The sequence below is a fragment of the Roseobacter sp. EG26 genome, from assembly GCF_049830555.1.
Taxonomy (GTDB): Bacteria; Pseudomonadota; Alphaproteobacteria; order Rhodobacterales; family Rhodobacteraceae; genus Roseobacter.
This window is the reverse complement of sequence record NZ_JBNBLH010000004.1, coordinates 328641-350696: the sequence shown is the minus strand read 5'-3', so window position 1 is coordinate 350696 and position 22056 is coordinate 328641. Positions and strand designations below refer to the sequence as shown.

Below are 22056 nucleotides of genomic sequence, written 5' to 3'. Positions count from 1 at the left end.
GCTGGTGATGCCCGGGGTGCCTGACGCGGTCATCCCATGCTGGCTCTTTGGCTTCCTCCAGGTCAATCCGGCCCCCTCCTGGAGGACGCGCTCTGCCTGTTCGGGGAGGTCAGGCAGGGCGCAGTTGCAATTATCTACGCCCTATCGGAACCGGAAATCCGGCTCTAGGATCGGGGCAACAACAAAGATCAAGGACCCAGCATGGATTTTGCCGAACTGACCCGCGCCTTTGGCGCTTTCTTTGCGATCATGAACCCTTTCGTGAATTTGCCGATCTTTCTGGCGCTAACCGTTGGTTTTACCGTCGCCGAGCAGCGCACACTGGCCATAAAGGTCACGTTTTTCTCGGCCATCATGTGCGGTGTCATCCTGTTTGCAGGACAAAAGATCATCGGGTTCTTTGGCATCACGGTGGATCAGTTCCGCATCGCCGGTGGCATTGTGCTGGCGCATATCGCGTGGTCGATGCTGAACGGCAGTAGTATCGTCTCGCACCACGGCACCGATCAGGAAAAAGATCATATGCAGGATCTGTCCGGGCTGGCCTTTTATCCCATCGCCTTTCCGATGATCGTCGGCCCGGGGACCATCGCAACCCTGATCATCTATGCCGGTCACGCCAAGGGGCTGGGCGGTCTTCTGGCCGTGGGCGGGATTGTCGGTGCCATTCTGGCCATGCTCTTTGCGGTGCTTTTCTTTGCGTCTTTTTTCGGCAAAGTTCTCAGCGATACCATGCGCGTTATCATGACGCGCCTGATGGGGATGATCCTGCTGGCCATCGCGGTAGAAATGATCGTTGCAGGGGCCAAGGCGGTTTTGCCGGGGCTTGCATGAGCCAAAACGCGAAAGGGCGCAAAATGCGATTGTTCAACCCCGAAAATCATGTGAAATCTGACCGGCACAAGAGGCTTTATGCCTATTGCGAACTGGCCTACACGGTTGTCGATTTTCTGGCGGCGGCCCTGTTTGTCATCGGCAGTATTCTCTTTTTCAACGAGCAGACCACGGTTCTGGGCACATGGTTGTTTCTGGTGGGGTCGATCTTGTTCGGCATGCGCCCCACCATCCGGCTGTACCGGGAGTTGGGCTACCTGCGATTGGGGGATTATGACGATATTGCCAAGGGCTGAACCATGCGCTTGACCAGTTACAACATCCGCAAGGCGGTTGGGCTGGACTGGCGGCGCGACCCGGACCGGATTGTGGACGTATTGGCGGAAATCGACGCGGATATCGTGGTCCTGCAGGAGGCGGATCGCCGGGTTGGGACGCGCGGTGGGGTGTTGCCGCTGGAGCGCCTCGAAGACGATCTTGGCTACAGCCTGACGGAGGTCTCCATGCGCCCGCTGAGCCACGGGTGGCATGGCAACGCCATTCTGGTGCGCCATGATGTCGACTGTCACCCGCCCGCGCGCATTGCCCTGCCGTCGGTAGAGCCCCGGGGCGCTGTCGCCGTCTGCCTTGAAAGCCCCCGGATCGAGGTTGTGGGCGTGCATCTGGGGCTGACACCGGGAATGCGGCGTAAACAGCTGGAGGCGCTGCAACAGGTTGTGGCGGCGCGTGACCATCCGGTGATCCTGGCCGGTGATTTCAATGAATGGAATGCTGCGCGCCTGCGGTTTCCCGCGCCTTTGAAAGTGATCTCCCCGGGGCCTAGTTTTCACACGGCACGGCCCTCGGCGGCGCTGGACAGGTTTGTGCTGTCGGGGGGGCTGCACGCCACTGCGGCCTATGTTCACCACTCGGAATTGGCGGCGCGCGCGTCCGATCATTTGCCGGTGGTGATTGACTTTGACGTGACGGAGCCCGCCTGATGACCTTTCTGCTCTTTGTTCACTTGGTCATCGTTACTGCCTTCACCGCGCGTATCCTGCTGCGTGATAACCTGTCGCCCCCCGCCCGGCTGGCCTGGTTCATCATCCTGAATATCCTGCCTTATTTTGGCGGCTGTATCTATTTTCTCTTTGGTGAAACCGACCTCGGGAACCGCGCCAACAAGCGTCACAAAGAGATATTTGGCGAGATTCGCACCAAGGCCGCTGCGCTGATGGGGGACCAGCAGGACACCGATCGCCTGATTGACCCGCTTTACCGGCCAGCCTTTCGCTACGCGGGGTCGATCAACGGGTTTCATACCGTTGGCGGCAACCGCGCCGAACTGATGGCGGATGCCGCGGAGACCAATGCGCGGCTGGTTGCAGATATCGACGGGGCACGTCAGCATGTCCACGTGCTTTATTATATCTGGCTTGGTGACAAGACCGGCACGCAGGTGGCCGAAGCGCTGATCCGGGCGGCAGAGCGGGGTGTGATCTGCCGCGCGATGGCGGATGGGCTGGGCTCACGCGCCCTGATCCGCTCCGCACTCTGGTCGCGGATGAAGGAGGCCGGTGTGCAACTGGCCGTGGCGCTGCCACTCGACAACCCGGTCCGAACCCTGCTGACCAGCCGCATCGATCTGCGCAACCACCGCAAGATTACGGTCATTGATGGTCAGATCACCTATTGCGGCAGCCGCAATTCAGCGGACCCGGAGTTTCTGGTGAAGGCGAAATACGCGCCCTGGGTTGATATCATGCTGCGGCTTACCGGGCCGGTCGTGACCCAGAACGAACTGCTGTTTCTGAGTGACTGGATGCAGGCCACCGGGGAAGGCTTTGAGAGCTTCGCGCTGACCGCGCAACCGGTTGAGGGCGGATTCCCGGCGCAGGTGATGGGGGATGGGCCCACCGAGCGCCGGGGGGCGACGCCGCAGTTGTTTTCGACACTGATCGCCTGCGCGCAGCGTGAACTGACGCTTTCGACGCCCTATTTTGTGCCCGACGCGACGGTGCTGGAAGCGCTTTGTTCAGCTGCGCATCGCGGCGTGCGGGTGACGTTGATCTTTCCCAAGGTCAATGACAGCTGGATCGTGGCCGCCGTCAGCCGCAGTTATTACCGCAAGCTTCTGTCAGCGGGCTGCGAGATCCATGAATTCAAAGGCGGCTTGCTGCATGCCAAGACCCTGACCCTTGACGGTCGGATTTCCCTTATCGGTTCGTCAAATCTGGACCTGCGCAGTTTCGATCTGAATTACGAGAATAATATCCTGTTGCAGGATCAGGCCGTGACCCGCGCGATCGGGGAGCGTCAGGCCAGCTATGTTGCGCGCTCCGATGTGGTGGCGTTGGGCGAGGTTCTGGGCTGGCCGCGTCACCTGCGTATCTGGAACAACGTGATCGCCACCATCGGTCCGGTGCTTTGACGGATGCCGGAGGGGCGGGCAGGTTCAAGAATATTTAAACTTCGCGACAGGGACGGGTGAGAATGACCCCTTAGATCACCATCACAAACACAGATGGAGATTTGAGATGAGCACAATCAGAACCCTGATGGGGTCCGCAGGTCTGTCCGGCGCGGCCGTAGTTTTGGGCACCTTGTCCATGAGCCCGGCCATGGCGGCGGCCAACGGCGGCAACGGTTACATTGATCTGGTCGAAGAGGTGAGCCCGGCGGTGGTTTTCGTCGAAGTCACGGCGAAGGTTCAAAACGCCAACAGCCAGTCATCGCCCCTGAACGATCCACGGTTCGAGGAGTTCATGAAGCGGTTTGGCCAGGGCATGACGCCGCAGGCGGAACCCGGACCGCGACAGGGCCAGGGGTCGGGTTTCATCATTTCCGACGATGGGCTGATCGTGACAAACCATCACGTCATCGAAGGTGCCGAGACGGTGACCATCAAACTGGCGGATGGTACGCGCCACGACGCCACCGTGATCGGGTCCGATCCGCTGACCGACATCGCCCTGCTGGACATCGAAGGGCAGGATTTTCCGACCGTGGCCTTCGGTTCATCAGAGGAGTTGCGCGTGGGTGAAGAGGTGCTTGCCGTGGGCAGCCCCTTTGGGTTGGGGGGCACCGTGACCTCCGGCATCATTTCGGCCAAGTCGCGCAACATCAATTCCGGCCCGTTCGATGACTTTTTGCAGACCGACGCCGCCATCAACCGGGGCAATTCCGGCGGGCCGCTTTTCAACATGGCGGGCGAGGTTGTTGGCGTGAATACTGCGATATATTCGCCCGGCGGCGGGTCCGTCGGCATCGGGTTCTCGGTGCCTTCTGATCTGGTCACGGATATCGTGGCGGATCTTCAGGACGATGGCGAAATCGAGCGCAGCTGGCTGGGTGTGCAGATCAAACCGGTGACCGGGGAGGTGGCCCATGTGCTGGGTCTGACCGCCGATCAGGGCGTGATGATCGAAGATGTGGTGGCAGGCAGCCCCGCAGAGAAGGCCGGTCTGCAGGCGGGCGATGTGATCCTGCGGTTCGGGGCACATGATATCGCGGATATGCGGGACCTGACCCGCAATGTTGCCTCCGAGAGTGCCGGCACGGAAACCGAAGTGGAGGTCTTTCGGGGTGGGGAGAGGATCGCGCTGGATGTCGTGCTTGCCACGCGGTCAGACAAGGAAACCTAAGCGCAACACCGGATGGCCGCTGTTCTCACCGGCGGCCATTCTGCTTTTGGGCATCGCGCCGATCCAGTTTTCCTGCTTGCTCACCGGTCTCGCTGATAGGTGATCTGGCCATCGCAGATGGTGACGCAGGCGAAGGCGGTGGTGATCTCCTCTGCGGCGAGGGTGGTCAGATCGTGGCTCATGACCACCACATCGGCCAGCATCCCCACCTTCAGCTTACCCTTGTTCCTTTCGTTGAATTCCACCCAGGCATTGTCGCGCGTGTAGCTGGCAAGGGTCTCTTCCAGCGATTGGCTCTGATCAACCCATTCGGGGCCCAGATCGAGCGGCGCAATGGCCGCCCTGATGTTGGGCATCACATCGACGGGGATCACCGGCCAGTCTGTCGAGAATATCACCCGGGCGCCCGCCTTGCGAATGCTCTGCCAGGCAAAGGCACCCGCGATCTGATGGGGATGCAAATACTGATCTTCGCTGCCGGGCGGAAAGAAATGCCCGGTGGGCGCGTGGCCGGGCTGTAACGAGGCCACGATCCCCAGATCCGCCAGCCGCGGAATGTCATCTGGATGAATGACCTCGATGTGTTCGATCCGGTGGCGGCTGTCGCGACGACCATTGTGGTGTTGTGCCGCCTCGAAAGCGTCGATTGTGCGCCGCACGCCTGCATCCCCAACAGCGTGGACGGCGATCTGGAAGCCAAGACGGTCGGCTTCGATGCAGCAGGCCACGAAATGATCCTGGGTGAAGACCTCATCACCGGTATTGCCATTCGCCCCCAACGCGCCCGGATAGGGTTCCAGCATCAGGGCGGTGCCGCTTTCCATCACGCCGTCGATGAACATCTTCACATGGCTGCACCGCACCATGTCGCCCTGAAATCGGTCCCGCATCACCGGCGCCTCGGTCGTGAGCCGTTCAAGCGGGTCGGTCCCCTTCATGTGGAACGGCACGTGGCAGCGGCACAGCAACCGCCCTTCGGCCTCCAGTTCGGACAGCAGTTCGAGCTGATAGGTATTGCCGTCCATCAGATGCAGCCCGGTGATGCCCTGCGCCGCGCAATGCGCAAGCCCCCGTGCAAGGACATCCTTGTCCATCGTGCGTTGAGCCAGCGTGGCGGGCGGCACGGGGTCCTTGCCCGTCGTCAACCCCAGCATCTCGCGCCCGCCGTGGCGGGTGAGCGCCAGAATGGGGCTGTAGGCCCCGGGTTCCAGCAACTCACCACTAGCCAGCCCATCATCGCCCATCACGATTTCGGACCCCGCATCAACCGTGCCGCCTGGCAAAAGACCCGTGGTCTCAAGCGCTGCGGTATTGGCCCAGATGGTGTGATGGTCGGGCGCGAACATCGCCAGCGGCCGGTCACTGAGGATTTGATCGAGGTCCTGACGGGTCGGGGTCTTGCCGGTACCCAGAATGCCGTAATCGGCCATGACGCAGAAAACCAGATCGTCACCCGGGTTGGCCTCGGCATAGGGTCGGATGGCGGCGCACATCGCGTCAAGCCCTTCGACACCGTAGAGATCAAGACAATCCAGTTCGACCGAGCCGCCGAACAAATGCACATGACTGTCGATGAACCCGGGCAGCACCGTGCCGCCATGCGCGTTGATGCGTATCGTCGCGTCACCCGCCAGCGCAAGCACATCGGCATCCGAGCCAAGGGCGGTGATCTGGCCGTCTGCGATTGCCAGCGCCTGCGCCGACGGCCGCGCGTCATCAAAGGTCATTAGGACACCGTTGTGGATGATGATATCCGGGGGCATGGCGGGCTCCGTCAAATGAGATACCTCCCCGCTGAACCGGGGCTGGATCATCATCGGTTACTTCTGCAACCCGGTCCAGATGGCGCGTAACGCCTTGTGGCCGCTGGCACCTGAATCCGCACCCGGCAAACTGCGCTCTTTACCGGAATTCACCCTGTCTTAAGGGGTTCAATCTAGAGTGATGTCCTTTGACAAAGGGCAGAGGCCGATGCAACAAATCTCGTGGCGGTATATCTTCTGGATGCATGGCCTTTTGGGGGTATTTGCAACGGCATCGGTGCTGGGCATGCTGTTCTGGATGACCGGGCGCATTGATCAGACCGAACGGGAACGGACACAGGATGTGCTGAACCTGTCGATTGAGGAACATACCAAAAAGCTTGTCCTGTCGGTCGAGGATTATGCGTATTGGACGCTTGCCTATGAGGTTGTGCAAGCTGACGATGCTGCGGAGATTTACGAAAACATTGGCTCCGGCGCGACCGAGAGCGAATTGTTCGACCAGCTTTTTATTCTGAATGAGAGCGGTCAGTTGCGACATGCCTATGATGAAAGCTTGGGTGCGCGGGCGCATAGCATGTTTGACGCAGCTGCCTACAGGGGTCTGGTTTCGCAGTTGAGAATGAATGCAGCAGAAGACTATCAATCTGTCTCCGGCGTCGTCGAGATTGACCAGCAGTTCTATCTTGCCGCGGCGGCCTGGATCACGCCTGATGATGTTGCAGAAGTCCCGCGCGCGCCTTACCCGATGATGATCGGCATTACCAAGCTGGACCAGAACTGGCTGTCGACTCTCGCCAAACGGGCACGGGTGAATAGCCTGTCTTTTGAACACGAGACGGGTGATGCGGGTAACGATACGCCGTTTTTGGCAGACGCCATGGGTCAGCCGTTGGTGGCGTTGAACTGGGTGGCGGAACATACCGGCACAAAGCTGAGACGTGAGATGATGCCCAGCCTGATCCTTTTTTGCCTTGGTCTGCTGGGTATCTGCGGATCGGCGACCCGGTATTTTCACAATCAGCACAAATCGCTTGAACGGGCAAAACAGATTGCCACCACGGATCAGCTGACTGGATTGCTCAACCGTGCCGGTCTGGAAGCGCTGCTGCAGCGCCGGGATGTGGCGGCGATGCTGGAGAACGGGCAGCTGGCAACGGTTTACATAGACTTGAACAAATTCAAAGAGTTGAACGACACGCATGGGCACAGTGCCGGCGATATAGCGCTCAAGGTCACGGCGGAGCGGCTGGTGGAGGCCGCAGGTCCGTCAGATTACGTCGCCCGGCTCGGCGGGGACGAGTTCCTATGCGTGGTTCTGGATCGCAACCCGGAGGAACGTTCGATTGCCGTTGCCGACCGGTTTTCCGCACTGGGCAGGAAACCGATCAGCTTTGCCGATCATGATCACGTTGTGGAAGCCTCGGTTGGGGTATCGGTCGCCAATCCCGGCACGCAGTGGGAGACGCTCCTGTCGCAATCTGATGCAGCGATGTACTGGTCGAAAAAGAAAAACGCGAAAGAGCCGGTTTTGTTTTGCAAATCAATGGATGGTGCCGGTTCGCTGGCCTGAAGCTCGGGGTTCTGGGGGGCCCATCCGCATTATCGAAGACGCAGCCTGTCTGGCAAAGACGCAGGCAAACGCGGCCTGATGGCGTCACTATGAAGGCGCGGATTTCGGGCGTGTCCCCGACAGGAGCGGTTTGCAAAACAGGGCCATATCGCCGAGCTGCGGGGTCGAAATTTGAACGTGCTTTTCAGCCGCCGTCGGTCAGAGCCCCGTTTTCCCAATCACCACTGGCCTCTTCACCGGTCGCATAGCGCATGGTGCCGGTGCCCTGTCGTTTGCCAGCCTTGAACGTACCTTCATAGACGTCGCCGTTGGCATAGGTGGCCACGCCTTCGCCTTCAATCTCGCCTTCGACCCAGGACCCTTCATAGGTAAACCCGCTTGGCATGGTGATCTTGCCGGCCCCATGCCGCTGACCATCCTCGAAGGTGCCCGAATAGATGGTGCCATCAGGATAGGTTGCCGTGCCCAGCCCCTGACGTTGCCCGTCAACCCAATTCCCGTCGTATTTGTAGCCATCCGCATAGGTCATGGTGCCCTGACCATGGTTGCGGGCATTTTTGAAACCGCCCTCGTAAACCACACCGTTGGTGTAGGTCGCCTTGCCTTCGCCGTCGATCACCCCGGTTTTCCACGCGCCGTCATAGGTGGAGCCATCAGGATAGGTGATCAGACCGGTGCCATCCGCAAGCCCACCTGAAAAATCACCCACGTAGACCGACCCGTCAGGATAGGTCACGCGCCCTTTGCCCTCGATCTCGCCCGCAACCCAGGACCCGGTGTAGGTGTAGCCGTCCTGAGCCGTGAACGTCCCCTGGCCATCGCGCAGGTCATTGGCAAAGGAGCCCTCGTAGACATCGCCATTGGCATAGATCACCTTGCCCTGACCTTCGCGGCGTCCTCCGGAAAGCTGGCCTTCGTAGATGTCACCGTTGGCCTGTGTCAGCTTGCCGGTGCCGTCAATCTGGCCGTCGCGCCAGAGGCCGACATAGACCAGACCGTCGGGCATGGTGAGGGTGCCCTGACCGGCGCGTTTGCCGCCGCGGATTTCACCTTCGTAAACGGCCCCGTCAGGGTAGGTGATGGTGCCGAAGCCTTCCTTGGCGCCGTCGATCCAATCGCCCTTGTATTCATAGCCGCCCGGGCTTTGCATCGTGCCTTTGCCATGGTGCTTGGCATTGCGGAACTGGCCTTCGTAGCGCACGCCATTGGCATAAAGCGCAATGCCGGTGCCCATGATGGCACCCCCCTGCCACTCGCCCTCATAGGTGCCGCCATCGGCAAAGATGATCTTGCCGACGCCATCGGGTTTGCCCTTGGCAAAGAGTCCTTCGTAGACCGAGCCGTTGGGAAAACGCGCAACACCTTCGCCCTTGATCTCGCCATCGACCCACTGGCCGGAATATTCATAGCCGTTGGGCAGCTTGTAGGTGCCCGACCCATGCTGAACCCCGCCTCGGAAGGTGCCTTCATAGACCCCGCCGTCATCATATTGTTTGGTCAGAACCTGACCCTCCTGCGCCATCAAAGGCGCAGGCAAAACCGCGAGGCAGAAGATCAATCGTCGAAGAAACATAACAAACCTTGCAATTCTTTTACGGCGTGATGCGAAGCCCGACCCCCCGTAGGACCCCAGCCAGAACTTAAGCAAAGCCCGACCGGGGGGCAATCTTCTTTTGCAGATTGGGCGGCGATGGGCTTTTCACGCGGGCGCAATCTGCTACATCACGACAAATCGAGCAAAGAGGCCTGTATCTATGGCGGATGGTTTTCGTATCACTTTGGGTCAGATGAACCCGACGGTTGGGGATCTGAAGGGTAATGCAGCCCTTGCGCGGCAGACCTGGGAAGCGGGCCGCGACGCGGGTGCGGACCTCGTGGCGCTGCCGGAGATGTTCATCACCGGGTATAATGCGCAGGATCTGGTGATGCGCCGCGCCTTCCAGCTGGATGTGGCCGCCCATATCGAACAATTGGCCGCCGATTGTGCCGACGGGCCTGCGCTGGCCATCGGTGCCCCATGGGTTGAAGGCACGAAGCTTTACAACGCCTATCTGATTCTCAAGGGCGGACGCATCGCCAGTCAGGTGCTCAAGCATCATCTGCCGAATGAGACCGTGTTCGACGAGGTGCGCATTTTTGATGCGGGGCCTTTGGGCGGGCCCTATTCGGTGGGCAATTCGCGGGTGGGCAGCCCGATCTGCGAGGACGCCTGGCATGAGGATGTGACCGAAACCCTGGCCGAGACGGGCGCGGAGTTCCTGCTGGTGCCCAACGGATCGCCCTATTACCGCGACAAGTTCGAGACCCGGCTCAATCACATGGTGGCCCGCGTGATCGAGACGGATTTGCCGCTCATCTACCTCAATATGGTCGGTGGGCAGGACGATCAGGTGTTTGATGGCGCTTCCTTCGGGTTGAACCCCGGCGGGCATCTGGCGGTGCAATTGCCGGTGCTGGTGGAGGCCGTGGCCCATGTGGATCTGGAGCGAACGCCTGAGGGCTGGCGTATCGCGGAGGGCGAAAAGGCGCCGCACCCCGACGCCTGGGAGCAGGATTACCGCGTCATGGTGCAATCCTTGCGCGATTACTGCCGCAAGACCGGGTTCGGCAAGGTGCTGTTGGGCCTGTCAGGCGGTGTGGATTCAGCCATTGTCGCGACCATCGCCGTGGATGCGCTGGGCGCGGAGAATGTGCGCTGCGTGATGTTGCCCTCTGAATACACATCGAAGGCATCGCTGGAAGACGCGGAAGCTGTCGCAAAGGCGCTGGGCTGCCGATATGATTACGTGCCCATATCCGAGGGGCGGGCGGCGATCACCGGCACGCTGGCCCCGTTGTTTGAAGGGCATGCGCCCGGTCTGGCGGAGGAAAACATCCAGTCGCGCCTACGCGGGCTGTTGTTGATGGCGCTCAGCAACAAGTTCGGCGAGATGTTGCTGACCACGGGCAATAAATCCGAGGTAGCCGTGGGCTATGCGACGATTTATGGCGACATGGCGGGCGGCTATAACCCGATCAAGGATCTCTACAAGACGCGCGTGTTCGAGACCTGCCGCTGGCGCAATGCCAATCACCGTGACTGGATGATGGGCCCAGCAGGCGAGGTGATCACGCCGCGGGTAATCGACAAACCACCCTCGGCCGAGTTGCGTGAAGATCAGAAAGACAGCGACAGCCTGCCCGATTATCCTGACCTGGATGCGATGCTGGAAATTCTTGTCGATCAGGCGGGGTCCATAGAGGATTGCGTGGCGGCCGGTTTTGAGCGTGCGGTGGCGAAAAAGGTCGAGCATCTGATCTACATTTCCGAGTACAAGCGCTTTCAGTCCGCCCCGGGCGCGCGTTTGACCAAGGGGGCGTTCTGGCTGGACCGGCGCTATCCGATTGTGAACCGCTGGCGCGATCCTTCCTGAAGCCGCCAACCTTACGATGTTGTGACTTGAGTGGCCGCTGGCGACACGCCAATGTCCGGGCAAAAGTTGTGAGGATTATTCATGCGCCTGCTGTCCACCGTGTCCTTTTTGTGCCTTACCGCCGCCCTGCCGGCCTATGCCTGCGGGCCTGACACGGACTGCGTGCTGGGCGACCGGCACTACCGCATTGCCATGCCCGAAGGGCACGATGGTACCACGCGCGTGCCTGCAATTGTCTTCTCGCATGGCTATCGCGGCTCGGCTCAGGGGGTGATGCGCAATGGGTCGCTGCGGCGCATGGCGTCGGAGCTGGGGGCTGCGCTGATCGCGGTGAAGTCGAAGGACGACGACTGGGTGATCCCGAATGCGCCGCGCCACATGGACAGCGACGGGGCGGAGGAATTCGCCTATTTCGATGCGGTGCTTGAGGATGCGGCCCGGCGATTCGCGGTGGATGACAGCCGTGTCATGGCGACTGGCTTCAGCGCGGGGGGCATGATGACATGGAACCTTGCCTGCGCGCGCAGCGACCGCTTTGCTGCTTTCGCGCCAATCTCGGGCACCTTCTGGCTGACGCCGCCGGAAACCTGCGCAGGGCCGGTGGCCAATGTCATTCACATCCACGGTGATGCCGACCGCACGGTGCCACTGACAGGGCGGCGTATTTTGCAAACCAAACAGGGGGAAGTTCGCGAGGCGCTGGACATGTACGGGCAATACGGTGGTTTTGGTCCGTCCCACCCCAGCACCCATGACGCGCTGCGGTGCGAAGAAAGGCGCAACGACGCAGAGGATATTCTGGATTTCTGCCTCTTTGAAGGAGGGCATTCGTTTCGCACCGAATATGTGCGTTTCGCCTGGGAACGGTTCCGGCAGGCAGGGCGGCTTTGATCTGACCTCAAGGCCAGACCGCCGCCCCGCGGGTTGTTACAGCATCAATTGGTAGCTGTGCGGCACGTAAGCGTAGCCATCGCCGCGCTTTTCAACATAGCCCACACCGGGCCATGGCATGTGATAGCCGACAAAGGCCGTCTTGTCGGCGGCCATCATATCCAGAATGCGCCGCCGCGTGGCCGCCGCCGCCGCTTTGTCCATGTCGAACTTCACTTCCCAATCGGGATGGGCCAGCGACCAGACATAGTGGTTGGCAAAATCCGCCCCCAGAATGAGCTGCGTGCCGTCTGATTCCACCCTATAGGTCATATGCCCGGGCGTATGACCAAAGGCCGCCATTGCCGTCAGCCCGGAGGCCACGTCGCCGCCATCCTCAAGGAAGGTGAAATTCTCCGCAAAGGGCTGAATTTTGGCTTTGAAATTATCGTTATCCGCCTTGGCCCAGGCGTCGAATTCGGCCCGGCCCGTGACAAAGCGCGCATTGCCATAGGTGGCCGACCCGTCCTCTTTTGTCATGCCGCCAATATGATCCCCATGCATGTGGGTGATGACCACGGCATCGACCTGATCGGCGGTATACCCGGCGGCCTCCAGTGCTGCGGTGGTGCCAGCCGCCGATAGTCCGGTGTCGAAAAGCACCAGCTCCGAGCCGGTATTGACCACCGTGGGCGTGAAGAAGAATTGCGAGATATCGGTGGGCAGATTAGCCGCCGCAGAGACCGAGGCAAAGGTATCGGCATCGACGTTCAGGCCAAAGATGTTGTGCGGCCCCTCAACGGCACGGGTGCCTGCGAGCAGTGTCGTGACCTCGAAATTGCCGACCTTGACGCGGTTGAAAGGGCTCATTGCGACGCCTTTCATTTCCGCACCGGCGCGCGCAACGCCAGCGGTTGCCGCGGCCAGAGGCAGGGCCGCCGCACCGGTCAGCGCGGCGCGACGGGACAGGGTGATCTGATGAGACATGATCATTTTCCTTTTGTGTTGGACGCTACCAAGGGTAGTGTTCTGGTGGCTGACGCCAATGCCAAATCGCCACAAACCGATCATATTTCTGCGAGGAGGACCCCATGAGTGCAAATGCAGAGGTTGCGGCCTTTCTGGAAACGGTCACACCAGAGCGCCGGTTTCGCGAAGCCGCTCACTTGGACAGGTTGTTTCAGGAGACCACCGGCTGGCAGCCGCAGTTCTGGCGCGGGGGCATGCTGGGCTATGGCACCTATGACTATACCTACAAATCCGGGCGTACGGGCACATGGTTCGCGACGGGATTTGCGCCGCGCAAGGCTAAACTGTCGGTCTATATCATGCCCGGATACGCCGATTTTGGGCATATTCTGTCGGGTCTGGGCAAGCACAAGATCGGCAAATCCTGTCTTTACATCAACAAACTGGAGGACGTGGATCTGGACGTGCTGAAGAGGTTGATCCGCGCCGGTCTGGAAGATCTGGCCACCCGTTGGCCGGTGCAGCCCACATAAGCCGGATTGCTGGACAATTGCGCGCCCCTGTGACACCACGCGCTGCAACAGGAGACAGTCATGACCACCACCCGTTTTGCCCCATCGCCCACCGGCTACATCCATATTGGCAACCTGCGCACCGCCCTGATGAACTACCTGATCGCGCGCAAAGCGGGCGGAACGTTTATCCTGCGCATCGATGACACCGATCCGGAACGTTCCAAGGAAGAATATGTCGATGGGATCAAGCGTGATCTGGAGTGGCTGGGCCTGCATTGGGACCGGGTGGAGCGGCAATCGGCGCGGCTGGATCGCTATCACGCGGCGGCAGATGCCCTGCGCGAAAAGGTGCGGTTTTACGAGGCTTTCGAGACGCCGACGGAACTCGATCTGAAACGCAAAAAGCAGCTCAACATGGGCAAACCGCCGATTTATGACCGCGCGGCGCTGGCACTATCGGAAGCCGAAAAAGATGCCCTGCGCGCCGAGCGGGGCAATGGCGTGTGGCGCTTCAAGCTCGATCAGCAACGCATCGGATGGAAAGACGGCATTCTGGGCGATATCTCGATTGATGCGGCCAGCGTGTCCGATCCAGTGCTCATCCGGGGCGACGGGCAGGTGCTCTACACGCTGGCTTCGGTGGTCGATGACACGGAAATGGGCGTGACCCATGTGGTGCGGGGTTCCGACCATGTGACCAATACCGCTACGCAAATCCAGATCATCGAAGCCCTGGGCGGCACGGTGCCGGATTTTGCACACCACTCGCTGCTGACCGGGCCGCAGGGGGAGGCGCTGTCCAAACGTCTCGGCACGCTCAGCCTGCGGGATTTGCGCGCGCAGGGCATCCAGCCGATGGCGCTTTTGAGCCTGATGGCGCGGCTGGGCTCGTCTGACCCGGTGGAACTGCGCGCCGATATGGCCGAACTGATCGAGGGCTTTGACATTGGCCGCTTTGGCTCCGCGCCGACCAAATTCGATGTGGATGACCTTCTTCCGCTGACCGCGCGCCATCTGGCGGGCCAGCCGCTGGCGGCGGTGCAGGACAGCATCACGGCGGCGGGCGTGCCCAATGACAAGGCCGCGCAGTTCTGGGAGGTCACCCGCGAAAACATCACCACGTTGAGCGATCTTGCTCCCTGGTGGGAGATGATGCGCGACGGGGCCGAGCCGCAGATCGACGCGGAAGACGCGGAATTTGTGGCTGAGGCCATGGCGTTGCTGCCGGAGGCCCCCTTTGACGACCAGACCTGGGGCACCTGGACCGCGGCAGTCAAGGAGGCCACCGGGCGCAAGGGGCGCGGGCTTTTCATGCCGCTGCGAAAGGCGCTCACGGGGCAGGCGCATGGGCCGGACATGTCCGCGCTGATGCCGCTTTTGCAGGTGGTCAAGGCGCGCGGATGACCGGGCGGCCCGCACAAAAGGCGGCGGGCCATGGCTGACGCGCAGGCCAAATTCCTGACGGGCAACCTCTTTCGGCATGTGTCGGTGATGTCGCTGACCGCCTCCGTGGGGCTGATGGCGCTGTTTCTGGTCGATTTCGTTGACATGATCTTCATCGCCATGCTGGGCAAGGCGGAACTGGCCGCCGCCGTGGGCTATGCCGCAACGATCCTCTTTTTCACAACCTCCTTCGGCATCGGCATGTCGATTGCCGCAGGGGCACTTGTCGCCCGGGCATTGGGGGCCGGGGACGTGCAACTGGCGGAAGAACGCAAAACCCATTCACTGCTCTACGGGTTCGGCTTTGGCGTCGTTTTTGCGGCCGTGGTCTGGGCCAATCTGCCGCTGCTGGTCGCGCTGCTGGGGGCCACGGGAGAGATCGCGGCGCTGGCGGTGTCCTATCTGCAAATCATCGTGCCCAGCCTGCCGTTTCTGATGATCGGGATGATGGGCGGGGCGATCCTGCGGGCGCATGGCGATGCGCGCCGGGCGATGATGGCCACGATCTACGGCGGTGCGGTCAATGCGGTGCTGGACCCTATCCTGATCTTCGGGCTGAACCTGGAATTGACCGGTGCGGCGCTGGCCTCGGTCGCGGCACGGCTGGTGATCGCCTATGCCGCCCTGCTGCCACTGATCCAGTTTTATGGCGGCGTCGGACGCCCGCGTCCGGGCGGCATGCTGCGCGATCTGATCCCCATTGCAACCATCGCCTTTCCGGCCATTCTGACCCAGCTTGCCACGCCCGTGGGGCAGGCCATTGTCACCCGCGCCATGGCCGGTTTCGGGGAGGAGGCCATCGCCGGGATGGCGATTGTCGGGCGGCTGGGCATGGTGGCCTTTGGCGTTATTTTTGCGCTTTCAGGGGCGGTGGGGCCGATCCTTGGCCAGAACCACGGGGCGGGTGATCATGACCGGGTGCGCGCGGGGTTTCGCGCCGCGATCCTGTTCAACGGTATCGTGATCCTGAGCGTTTCCTGCTTGCTTTATCTGCTGCGCGCGCCGATTGCGGATCTATTCACCGCCACCGGTGTCACGCGCGATCTGGTCTATCTTTTCTGCGGCCCGCTGGCGCTGCTCTTTTTCTTCAACGGGGTGCTCTTTGTGGCCAATGCGGCGTTCAACAACCTGGGCCACCCGTTCTATTCCACCTTTCTGAACTGGGGGCGCAATACGGTTGGCATGCTGCCGCTGGTGCTGCTGGGGGCGGGGATATTCGGAGCGCAAGGCGTGCTGATCGGGCAGGCGCTGACAGGCGTGATCTTTGGCCTGCTGGCCTGGGCGCTGGCACGACGGGTGATAGTTGCCCCTGCCGGGGCGGCGGCTGCGCCGGTTTCAGAATTCGGGCGGCAGGGGCGCCTCATGTCGCTGCTTCACCTGCGCCGATAGCCGCGCAAGATGATGGTCCACAAGGGCCGTCTGATCCTTCGTCAGCTCTTGGTGGCGCGGGTAGACCGGATCGGCGCGATCGTTCAGGATCGGCGTGTCCCAACCGTCGGTGGTGTCGAAAAAACCCTGCACACCGGTCTCGCCAAAGACCTCGTGAAATCCCTGTACTACCACGTCGAGATAGCTGAGCAGGATCATATGTTCGGCCCGTTCCAGCCGGTTTTCCGGCGCGACCGCATAGACGGCGATCTCTGGCGTGGCGGGGTGGTCATGGGTGACCGATCCGTTGGCGGACAGGCGATTGTACCCGCCTTCGCGTGCGTCAAGGGCCGCCCAGTCGGCACCGGGAACAGCAGCGATCAGCCCCTGAATGCTGTGGCCGGGCGCGCGCACGCCGGTCAGCAGGACCACGCCAAAGCGCGGTGTGGCGACCCAGGCCCTGCGCCAGCCGTGCAGGGTTGCGGGCCGTGGGTCCGGGTAGTCATGGCTTTTGGTGTTCACAAGGCTGCCATAGCCAAAGAAATAGGGATCGTTCATGGTCGCCTCATGCAGAATTGGACGCAGTCAATCATTCCGGGGGCGGGGGGGCAAGGTGCCTTGACCGATCTGCCGGGCACGCACTAGCGTCACCTTGTTGCCGGGGCGTTTATGGTGCCGCCCATGCCGGCTTATCAGTTGATATCGAGACAGGAAGAACAGGAGAAGACAGGATGAAGTTCACAGAAGAGCATGAATGGCTGCGCGAAGAAGAAGATGGCGTGATGCTGGTGGGCATCACGGCCCATGCTGCCGAACAGCTGGGCGACGTGGTGTTTGTGGAACTGCCCGAGGAAGGCACGACGGTCAGCAAGGATGATGAAGTGGTCGTGATCGAATCCGTCAAGGCCGCGAGCGATATTCTGGCGCCGGTTGATGGTGAGATTGTCGAGGTCAACACTGCCCTGGCCGAGACCCCCGGTCGCATCAACGAGGACCCGCAGGGCGAGGCGTGGTTCTTCAAGATGACCGTCAGTGATCCCGGTCAGATGGATGACTTCATGGATGAGGCGGGATACCAGAAGTTCATCGCCTGAGGCGCCGGCGCGCTATTCGGCAGAGCGCAGAATACGGGCGGGCTGGGCGTTGATCGGGCCCCAGGCAAAGGCCAGGCCCGCCAGCAATGTGGCCGCCGTACCGCCTGCGATGATCATCAGTGCAGAGGACCAGATGACGGTGAAATCGGTATCCATGATGTAGGTGCTGACCGCCCATCCGCCGAGGATTCCCGCAAAGAAGGCGACGATCCCGGCACAAAGCCCCAGAAGCACCGATCTGAGGGCGAAGCTGAGCAGAATGCTGCGGCGGGAGGCCCCAAGGGTTTTCAGGATCGCGGCCTCATAGACGCGCGCCTCGGTCCCGGCGGCGGCAGCTCCGATCAGCACCAGAAAGCCGGTGATCAGGGTTGCGGCAGCGCCATAGGAGGTGGCCGTTGCCAATCCGCTCAGAACATCTGCGACGCGGTCGATGGCGTCGCGCACCCGGATCGCGGTGATATTGGGGTAACGGCTGGCAAGGTCACGCAGGATCTGCGCCTCAGCAGCCTCCTCGGCGTAAACGGTGGAGATGAAGCTATGGGGTGCGCCCGCCAGCGCGGAGGGGTTCATCGACAGAATGAAACCGATCCCGGCGGTGGAGAAATCAACCTCGCGGAAATTAGCGATGGTGCCTGTGATGTCCCGGCCCAGGATGTTGACGGTCAGGGTATCGCCGATCTCGAGGCCCATTTCCTCGGCCTCTTCGGCGGCAAAACTGATCAGGGGGGGGCCGGTGTAGCCTTCCGCCCACCAATCGCCGGCAGTCAATCGTGTGTTTTCGGGCATGGTATTTGTATAGGTGACGCCGCGATCACCTTGCAGCACCCAATGATCGCCTGCCAACTCGCGTGCGGGTTTGTCGTTGATGCGCGTGATGATGCCCCGCAGCATGGGGGCTGATTGGATGCGTTTGACCGCCGGGTCGGTTTTCAGCCGTTCGGTGTAGCCGTTGATCTGGTCTTTCTGGATGTCCACAAAGAAGTAGGAGGGTGCCACATCCGGCAGGTTGCCGGTGATGGCATTGCGCAGATTGCCATCAATCTGGCCGACGGCCGCGAGAACCGACAGGCCGAGGCCAAGTGACAGCACCACAGATACAGCACCTTCACGCGGGCCGGAGATTGCTGAGAGCGCCCATCTGAGCCGGGGCCGTCCACGCACAATACCGGTGCAGCGACGTGACAGGGCGCGGATCAAAATGGCCGTGACAGTCAGAAGGGCCAAAGCTGCGGCAATCCCCCCCGCGGTCCAGAGCGTCAGCCGCCATGTCCCCGAAAACCAACCTGCCAGCGTCAGCAGCAGGGCAAGGGTGAGGATGGCACCCACGACGTAACGCGGCGCAGGCAGCGCCCTGCCGGTGGTCAGCGCATCGCGAAAAAGGGTTGCGGCGCGAATCTCTTCGGCCCGCGCCAAGGGCCAGAGCGTGAAGAGAAATGCCGTCAGCAAACCGTAGATGGCGGCCTCCAGGAGCGGTGCCGGGTAGAGGGCAAAGATCGCCGGTATCGGCAGGCGCGATTCGATGACCGGGGCGAGGATCATGGGGGCGAGACCCCCCAAGGTCACGCCGATCCCGACCCCGACAATCGCCAGAACGCCGATCTGCAGAAAATAGGTCTGGAAAATCGTGGCCCGATCCGCGCCAAGCGTGCGCAGGGTGGCGATCACATTGGTCTTTCCCGCCAGATAGGCGCGGACCGCTGAAGCAACGCCAACCCCACCGACCGCGAGACCCGACAGCCCGACAAGGATCAGGAAAGCGCCCAGCCGATCCACAAATTCCGAAACGCCGGGCGCACCGTTGCGGGCATCGGTCCAGCGCAGGCCCGAGGTTTCGAATTGGGTGCGCGCGTCAGACTCAAGGACTGCCAGATCAGTGCCGGGCGGTAGATCGAGGCGGTATTTGGTTGAAAACAGCGTGCCGGGGGCGAGCAGGGAGGAGTTTTCAAGGTCGGGGGTGCGCACAATCGTGCGCGGCCCGAGCGCGAAACCGCCCGCAGCGCTGTCCGGTTCACGGGCCAGAATGGCGGCAAGGTGAAAATCCTGGGTGCCGAGCCGGAAACTGCCGCCAACGTCAAGGCCGAGCCTATCCGCCAGAACCCGTTCCATGACCGCGCCGGGCAGGCCGCCGTGATCGCCCAAGGCATCCGCGAGGGGCATGTTTGGGGCCAGTTCCACATGTCCGACCAGCGGGTAAGCCGTATCAATCGCCTTGATCTGGGTAAGACCGCGCTGCGTGTTGTCGCCGGTGCCCACAACGGCCATGGACCGAAAATCCACAATCTCGGAGACATTGACGGCAACGCTGTCCATCCACGCGCGCTCCTCCGGTGTCGCGAAACGGTAGGTGAAGTCCATTTCCGCGTCGCCACCGAGCAGGGCCGCCCCTTCGCGGGCGAGGCCCGCTTCAATGCCGGAACGTACAGACCCCACAGCGGCGATGGCCGCGACGCCAAGGGCCAGACAGGCGAGGAAAATGCGAAAGCCGCGCAGACCGCCGCGCAATTCGCGCCGGGCAAATCTGGAGGCGAGGCGCAGGCTCATTCGGCGGCGCGCGCCTCGGGCACGATCCGCCCGTCACCCAAGCGGACCACCCGGTCACAACGCGCCGCCAGCGTGCGCGAATGGGTGACCAGCACCAGCGTCGCGCCATGCCGGTCGCGCAAGCCAAAGAGCAGGTCAATGATGGCCGCGCCATTTGCGCCGTCGAGATTGCCGGTGGGCTCATCCGCCAGCAGAATATCGGGGCGCGGCGCGGAGGCGCGGGCGAGGGCCACGCGCTGCTGTTCGCCGCCAGACATCTGCGAGGGATAGTGATCGGCACGATGCGCAAGGCCCACCTCGGCCAGTTCCGCCGCTGCCCTGTCAAAGGCGTCCCGCTCCCCGGCCAGTTCCAGCGGGGTTGCGACATTTTCCAGCGCGGTCATCGTGGGGATCAGGTGAAAAGACTGGAAAACCACGCCCATATGATTGCGGCGAAACCGGGCCAGTGCATCTTCGGACATATGCGTCAGATCCTGCCCAAGGGCCGCGACCTGACCGCCGGTGGCGCGCTCCAGCCCGCCCATCAGCATCAGCAGCGAGGACTTGCCGGATCCGGACGGACCGATGAGCCCAAGGCTCTCGCCCTTGTGAACCTCCAGCGTGATGCCGTGCAGGATATCCACACGTCCGGCATTGCCATCCAGCGACAAAACCGCATCTTTGAGAGAGAACACGAGGTCGGTCATAAGTGTTAGCACCTTTTTGCTATACCTGTGGCATATGGAGGCTGGATCAAGATGCACAAGGTTTTGGTTTGCATTGCAGGCATTTGGCCGTGGGCGGCGGCGGCCGAGGAGGTTGTGATTGCCGCCCTCGGAGATAGCCTGACGCAGGGCTACGGGCTGGTGGCGGAGCAGGGATTCGTGCCGCAGTTGCAGGATTGGCTGGGCGCAAAGGGCGCGCAGGTGCGGCTGATCAATGCGGGTGTGTCGGGGGATACCACGGCGGGCGGGTTGAGCCGCGCGGCCTGGACGCTGACACCGGAAGTGGATGCGATGATCGTGACGCTGGGGGGCAACGATCTTTTGCGTGGCATCGCACCGGACGTCAGCCGCGCCAACCTCGAAGGGATCATGCAGGCGGCTGCGGCGGCAGATGTAGAGGTTTTGCTGGTTGGCATGCAGGCACCGGGCAACTACGGCCCAGAATACAAGGCCGAGTTTGATGGGATGTATCCCGCGCTGGCCGAGGAATTCGGCGCCTTGCATGCGCCGAGTTTTTTCGAAGGGCTGGATGTGGCGGGCGGTGATCCCGCATCGGTGCGGGCCTTCATGCAGCCCGATGGCATCCACCCCAATGCGGAAGGTGTCGTACAGATCGTCGCGGCTCTGGGACCTTACGTGCTGGAACTGATCGACCGGGCGCAGGAGTAACGCGGTGCCCGGGCGGTTCTTTCTGACGACACCCATGGCGGAATTGGGCGCAACCTTGGATTGCGACGCCAGCCCCGTCGCGGATGAAGCGCCACGCCAGAACGTGGCACCGGGGCAGGAGATTGTGGTTCTGACCGCAAAGGGTCTGAGCCGCATGCGCTGGGGGATCATCCCGGTCGGGCGGGTCAATGCCCGTGGCCGTCCGGTGATGGAGACGCTGGTCAATGCGCGTAGCGAAACCGTGTTCGACAAATCCGCCTATCTTGGCACCGGGCGCGCTGTGGTCCCGATGAACGGCTGGTACGAATGGACCGGTGAAAAACGCCGCAAAACCGCCTGGTCGATCACCCCGAAATCAGGTGGATTGCTGCTGTTCGCTGCGATCACGGATCGTTGGTCGGGGCCGGGCGGTGTGCAGGTGGATCAGGTGGCGACTCTGACCTGCGCGCCCTCTGCCGATGTGGAGGATGTCCATCACCGTATGGGTGTGATTTTGGAGCCGGGCGATGTTTCAAAGTGGTTCAACGGCTCCGAAGAAGAAGTCTTGCCGCTACTGAAACCCTGGCCGGACGAGCGCTTGCAGGTCAGTCCGGCAACGAACGTCGATTGGGAGGGGCCTTGATACGCTGCGTGCTTGACAGGTTCGCGACGTTTTCGAAACCGGTCTGAAAACCAAA

The 22056-nt window shown here is 61.7% G+C and carries 20 protein-coding genes; 14 read left to right on the top strand and 6 right to left on the bottom strand.

What is annotated here, in order from left to right; translation table 11 throughout:
• Window positions 1-201 precede the first annotated feature (201 nt).
• The 5 genes from ACOTTU_RS11925 to ACOTTU_RS11905 all read left to right on the top strand — a co-directional run bounded on the left by ACOTTU_RS11925 (window position 202) and on the right by ACOTTU_RS11905 (window position 4457).
• Entirely contained in the window at window positions 202-834 is a 633-nt protein-coding gene (locus ACOTTU_RS11925) for a MarC family protein (protein ID WP_425658223.1), read from the top strand.
• Window positions 831-1130, top strand: coding sequence for a YrhK family protein (locus ACOTTU_RS11920; RefSeq protein ID WP_425658221.1), 300 nt, complete (start codon window positions 831-833; stop codon window positions 1128-1130). The genes ACOTTU_RS11925 and ACOTTU_RS11920 overlap by 4 nt, the downstream gene beginning before the upstream one ends.
• A gap of 3 nt (window positions 1131-1133) precedes the next feature.
• The gene (locus ACOTTU_RS11915; protein WP_298919507.1) at window positions 1134-1814 is read left to right on the top strand and encodes an endonuclease/exonuclease/phosphatase family protein; all 681 of its coding nucleotides are present in this window, start codon (window positions 1134-1136) and stop codon (window positions 1812-1814) included.
• Window positions 1814-3244: a cardiolipin synthase gene (cls, locus tag ACOTTU_RS11910; RefSeq protein WP_425658219.1), complete on the top strand. Its 1431-nt coding sequence runs from the start codon at window positions 1814-1816 to the stop codon at window positions 3242-3244. The genes ACOTTU_RS11915 and cls overlap by 1 nt, the downstream gene beginning before the upstream one ends.
• Before the next feature lie 106 nt (window positions 3245-3350).
• Window positions 3351-4457, top strand: a complete 1107-nt coding sequence (locus ACOTTU_RS11905) for a S1C family serine protease (protein WP_425658217.1) — start codon at window positions 3351-3353, stop codon at window positions 4455-4457.
• An 80-nt stretch (window positions 4458-4537) separates the two neighbouring features.
• Here ACOTTU_RS11905 and ACOTTU_RS11900 read toward each other — a convergent pair whose 3' ends face one another.
• A complete protein-coding gene (locus ACOTTU_RS11900) occupies window positions 4538-6220 on the bottom strand; it encodes an amidohydrolase (protein ID WP_425658215.1) in 1683 nt (560 codons plus the stop codon).
• A gap of 208 nt (window positions 6221-6428) precedes the next feature.
• Between ACOTTU_RS11900 and ACOTTU_RS11895 the strand changes: the two genes are divergently transcribed.
• On the top strand, window positions 6429-7793 hold the full coding sequence (locus ACOTTU_RS11895; RefSeq protein ID WP_425658213.1) for a diguanylate cyclase domain-containing protein: 1365 nt from the start codon (window positions 6429-6431) through the stop codon (window positions 7791-7793).
• 184 nt (window positions 7794-7977) lie between these two features.
• Here the strand turns inward: ACOTTU_RS11895 and ACOTTU_RS11890 are convergent, their stop codons facing one another.
• Window positions 7978-9366, bottom strand: coding sequence for an MORN repeat-containing protein (locus ACOTTU_RS11890; protein ID WP_298919499.1), 1389 nt, complete (start codon window positions 9364-9366; stop codon window positions 7978-7980).
• Window positions 9367-9547: 181 nt separating this feature from the next.
• Here ACOTTU_RS11890 and ACOTTU_RS11885 point away from each other — a divergent pair, with 181 nt between their 5' ends.
• Window positions 9548-11206, top strand: a complete 1659-nt coding sequence (locus ACOTTU_RS11885; protein ID WP_425658210.1) for an NAD+ synthase — start codon at window positions 9548-9550, stop codon at window positions 11204-11206.
• 81 nt (window positions 11207-11287) lie between these two features.
• The gene (locus ACOTTU_RS11880; protein ID WP_425658209.1) at window positions 11288-12097 is read left to right on the top strand and encodes an alpha/beta hydrolase family esterase; all 810 of its coding nucleotides are present in this window, start codon (window positions 11288-11290) and stop codon (window positions 12095-12097) included.
• A 36-nt stretch (window positions 12098-12133) separates the two neighbouring features.
• Here ACOTTU_RS11880 and ACOTTU_RS11875 read toward each other — a convergent pair whose 3' ends face one another.
• Entirely contained in the window at window positions 12134-13063 is a 930-nt protein-coding gene (locus ACOTTU_RS11875; RefSeq protein ID WP_425658207.1) for an MBL fold metallo-hydrolase, read from the bottom strand.
• A 104-nt stretch (window positions 13064-13167) separates the two neighbouring features.
• On the opposite strand from ACOTTU_RS11875, the gene ACOTTU_RS11870 reads away from it, so the two are divergent.
• The 3 genes from ACOTTU_RS11870 to ACOTTU_RS11860 are packed head-to-tail and all read left to right on the top strand — an operon-like array spanning window position 13168 to window position 16392.
• Complete coding sequence (locus ACOTTU_RS11870; RefSeq protein ID WP_425658205.1) at window positions 13168-13578, top strand: DUF1801 domain-containing protein; 411 nt, start codon at window positions 13168-13170, stop codon at window positions 13576-13578.
• 60 nt (window positions 13579-13638) lie between these two features.
• On the top strand, window positions 13639-14964 hold the full coding sequence (gltX, locus tag ACOTTU_RS11865; RefSeq protein WP_425658203.1) for a glutamate--tRNA ligase: 1326 nt from the start codon (window positions 13639-13641) through the stop codon (window positions 14962-14964).
• Window positions 14965-14994: 30 nt separating this feature from the next.
• The gene (locus tag ACOTTU_RS11860) at window positions 14995-16392 is read left to right on the top strand and encodes an MATE family efflux transporter (RefSeq protein WP_425658201.1); all 1398 of its coding nucleotides are present in this window, start codon (window positions 14995-14997) and stop codon (window positions 16390-16392) included.
• Here the strand turns inward: ACOTTU_RS11860 and ACOTTU_RS11855 are convergent.
• Window positions 16339-16929: a gamma-glutamylcyclotransferase family protein gene (locus ACOTTU_RS11855; protein WP_425658199.1), complete on the bottom strand. Its 591-nt coding sequence runs from the start codon at window positions 16927-16929 to the stop codon at window positions 16339-16341. The genes ACOTTU_RS11860 and ACOTTU_RS11855 overlap by 54 nt on opposite strands.
• Before the next feature lie 173 nt (window positions 16930-17102).
• On the opposite strand from ACOTTU_RS11855, the gene gcvH reads away from it, so the two are divergent.
• Window positions 17103-17465: a glycine cleavage system protein GcvH gene (gene gcvH / locus ACOTTU_RS11850; RefSeq protein WP_425658197.1), complete on the top strand. Its 363-nt coding sequence runs from the start codon at window positions 17103-17105 to the stop codon at window positions 17463-17465.
• Window positions 17466-17477: 12 nt separating this feature from the next.
• Here gcvH and ACOTTU_RS11845 read toward each other — a convergent pair whose 3' ends face one another.
• Both ACOTTU_RS11845 and ACOTTU_RS11840 read right to left on the bottom strand, forming a co-directional pair.
• Window positions 17478-20006, bottom strand: coding sequence for an ABC transporter permease (locus ACOTTU_RS11845; RefSeq protein WP_425658195.1), 2529 nt, complete (start codon window positions 20004-20006; stop codon window positions 17478-17480).
• Window positions 20003-20692 (bottom strand): ABC transporter ATP-binding protein, encoded by a 690-nt coding sequence (locus ACOTTU_RS11840; protein ID WP_425658192.1) that lies wholly within the window; start codon window positions 20690-20692, stop codon window positions 20003-20005. The genes ACOTTU_RS11845 and ACOTTU_RS11840 overlap by 4 nt, the downstream gene beginning before the upstream one ends.
• A gap of 51 nt (window positions 20693-20743) precedes the next feature.
• On the opposite strand from ACOTTU_RS11840, the gene ACOTTU_RS11835 reads away from it, so the two are divergent.
• Both ACOTTU_RS11835 and ACOTTU_RS11830 read left to right on the top strand, forming a co-directional pair.
• Window positions 20744-21379 carry an arylesterase gene (locus ACOTTU_RS11835; protein WP_425658191.1) on the top strand — a complete coding sequence of 212 codons (636 nt, stop codon included), beginning with the start codon at window positions 20744-20746 and terminating at the stop codon, window positions 21377-21379.
• Between the two features lie 4 nt (window positions 21380-21383).
• Complete coding sequence (locus tag ACOTTU_RS11830; protein ID WP_425658189.1) at window positions 21384-22001, top strand: SOS response-associated peptidase; 618 nt, start codon at window positions 21384-21386, stop codon at window positions 21999-22001.
• Window positions 22002-22056: the final 55 nt, after the last annotated feature.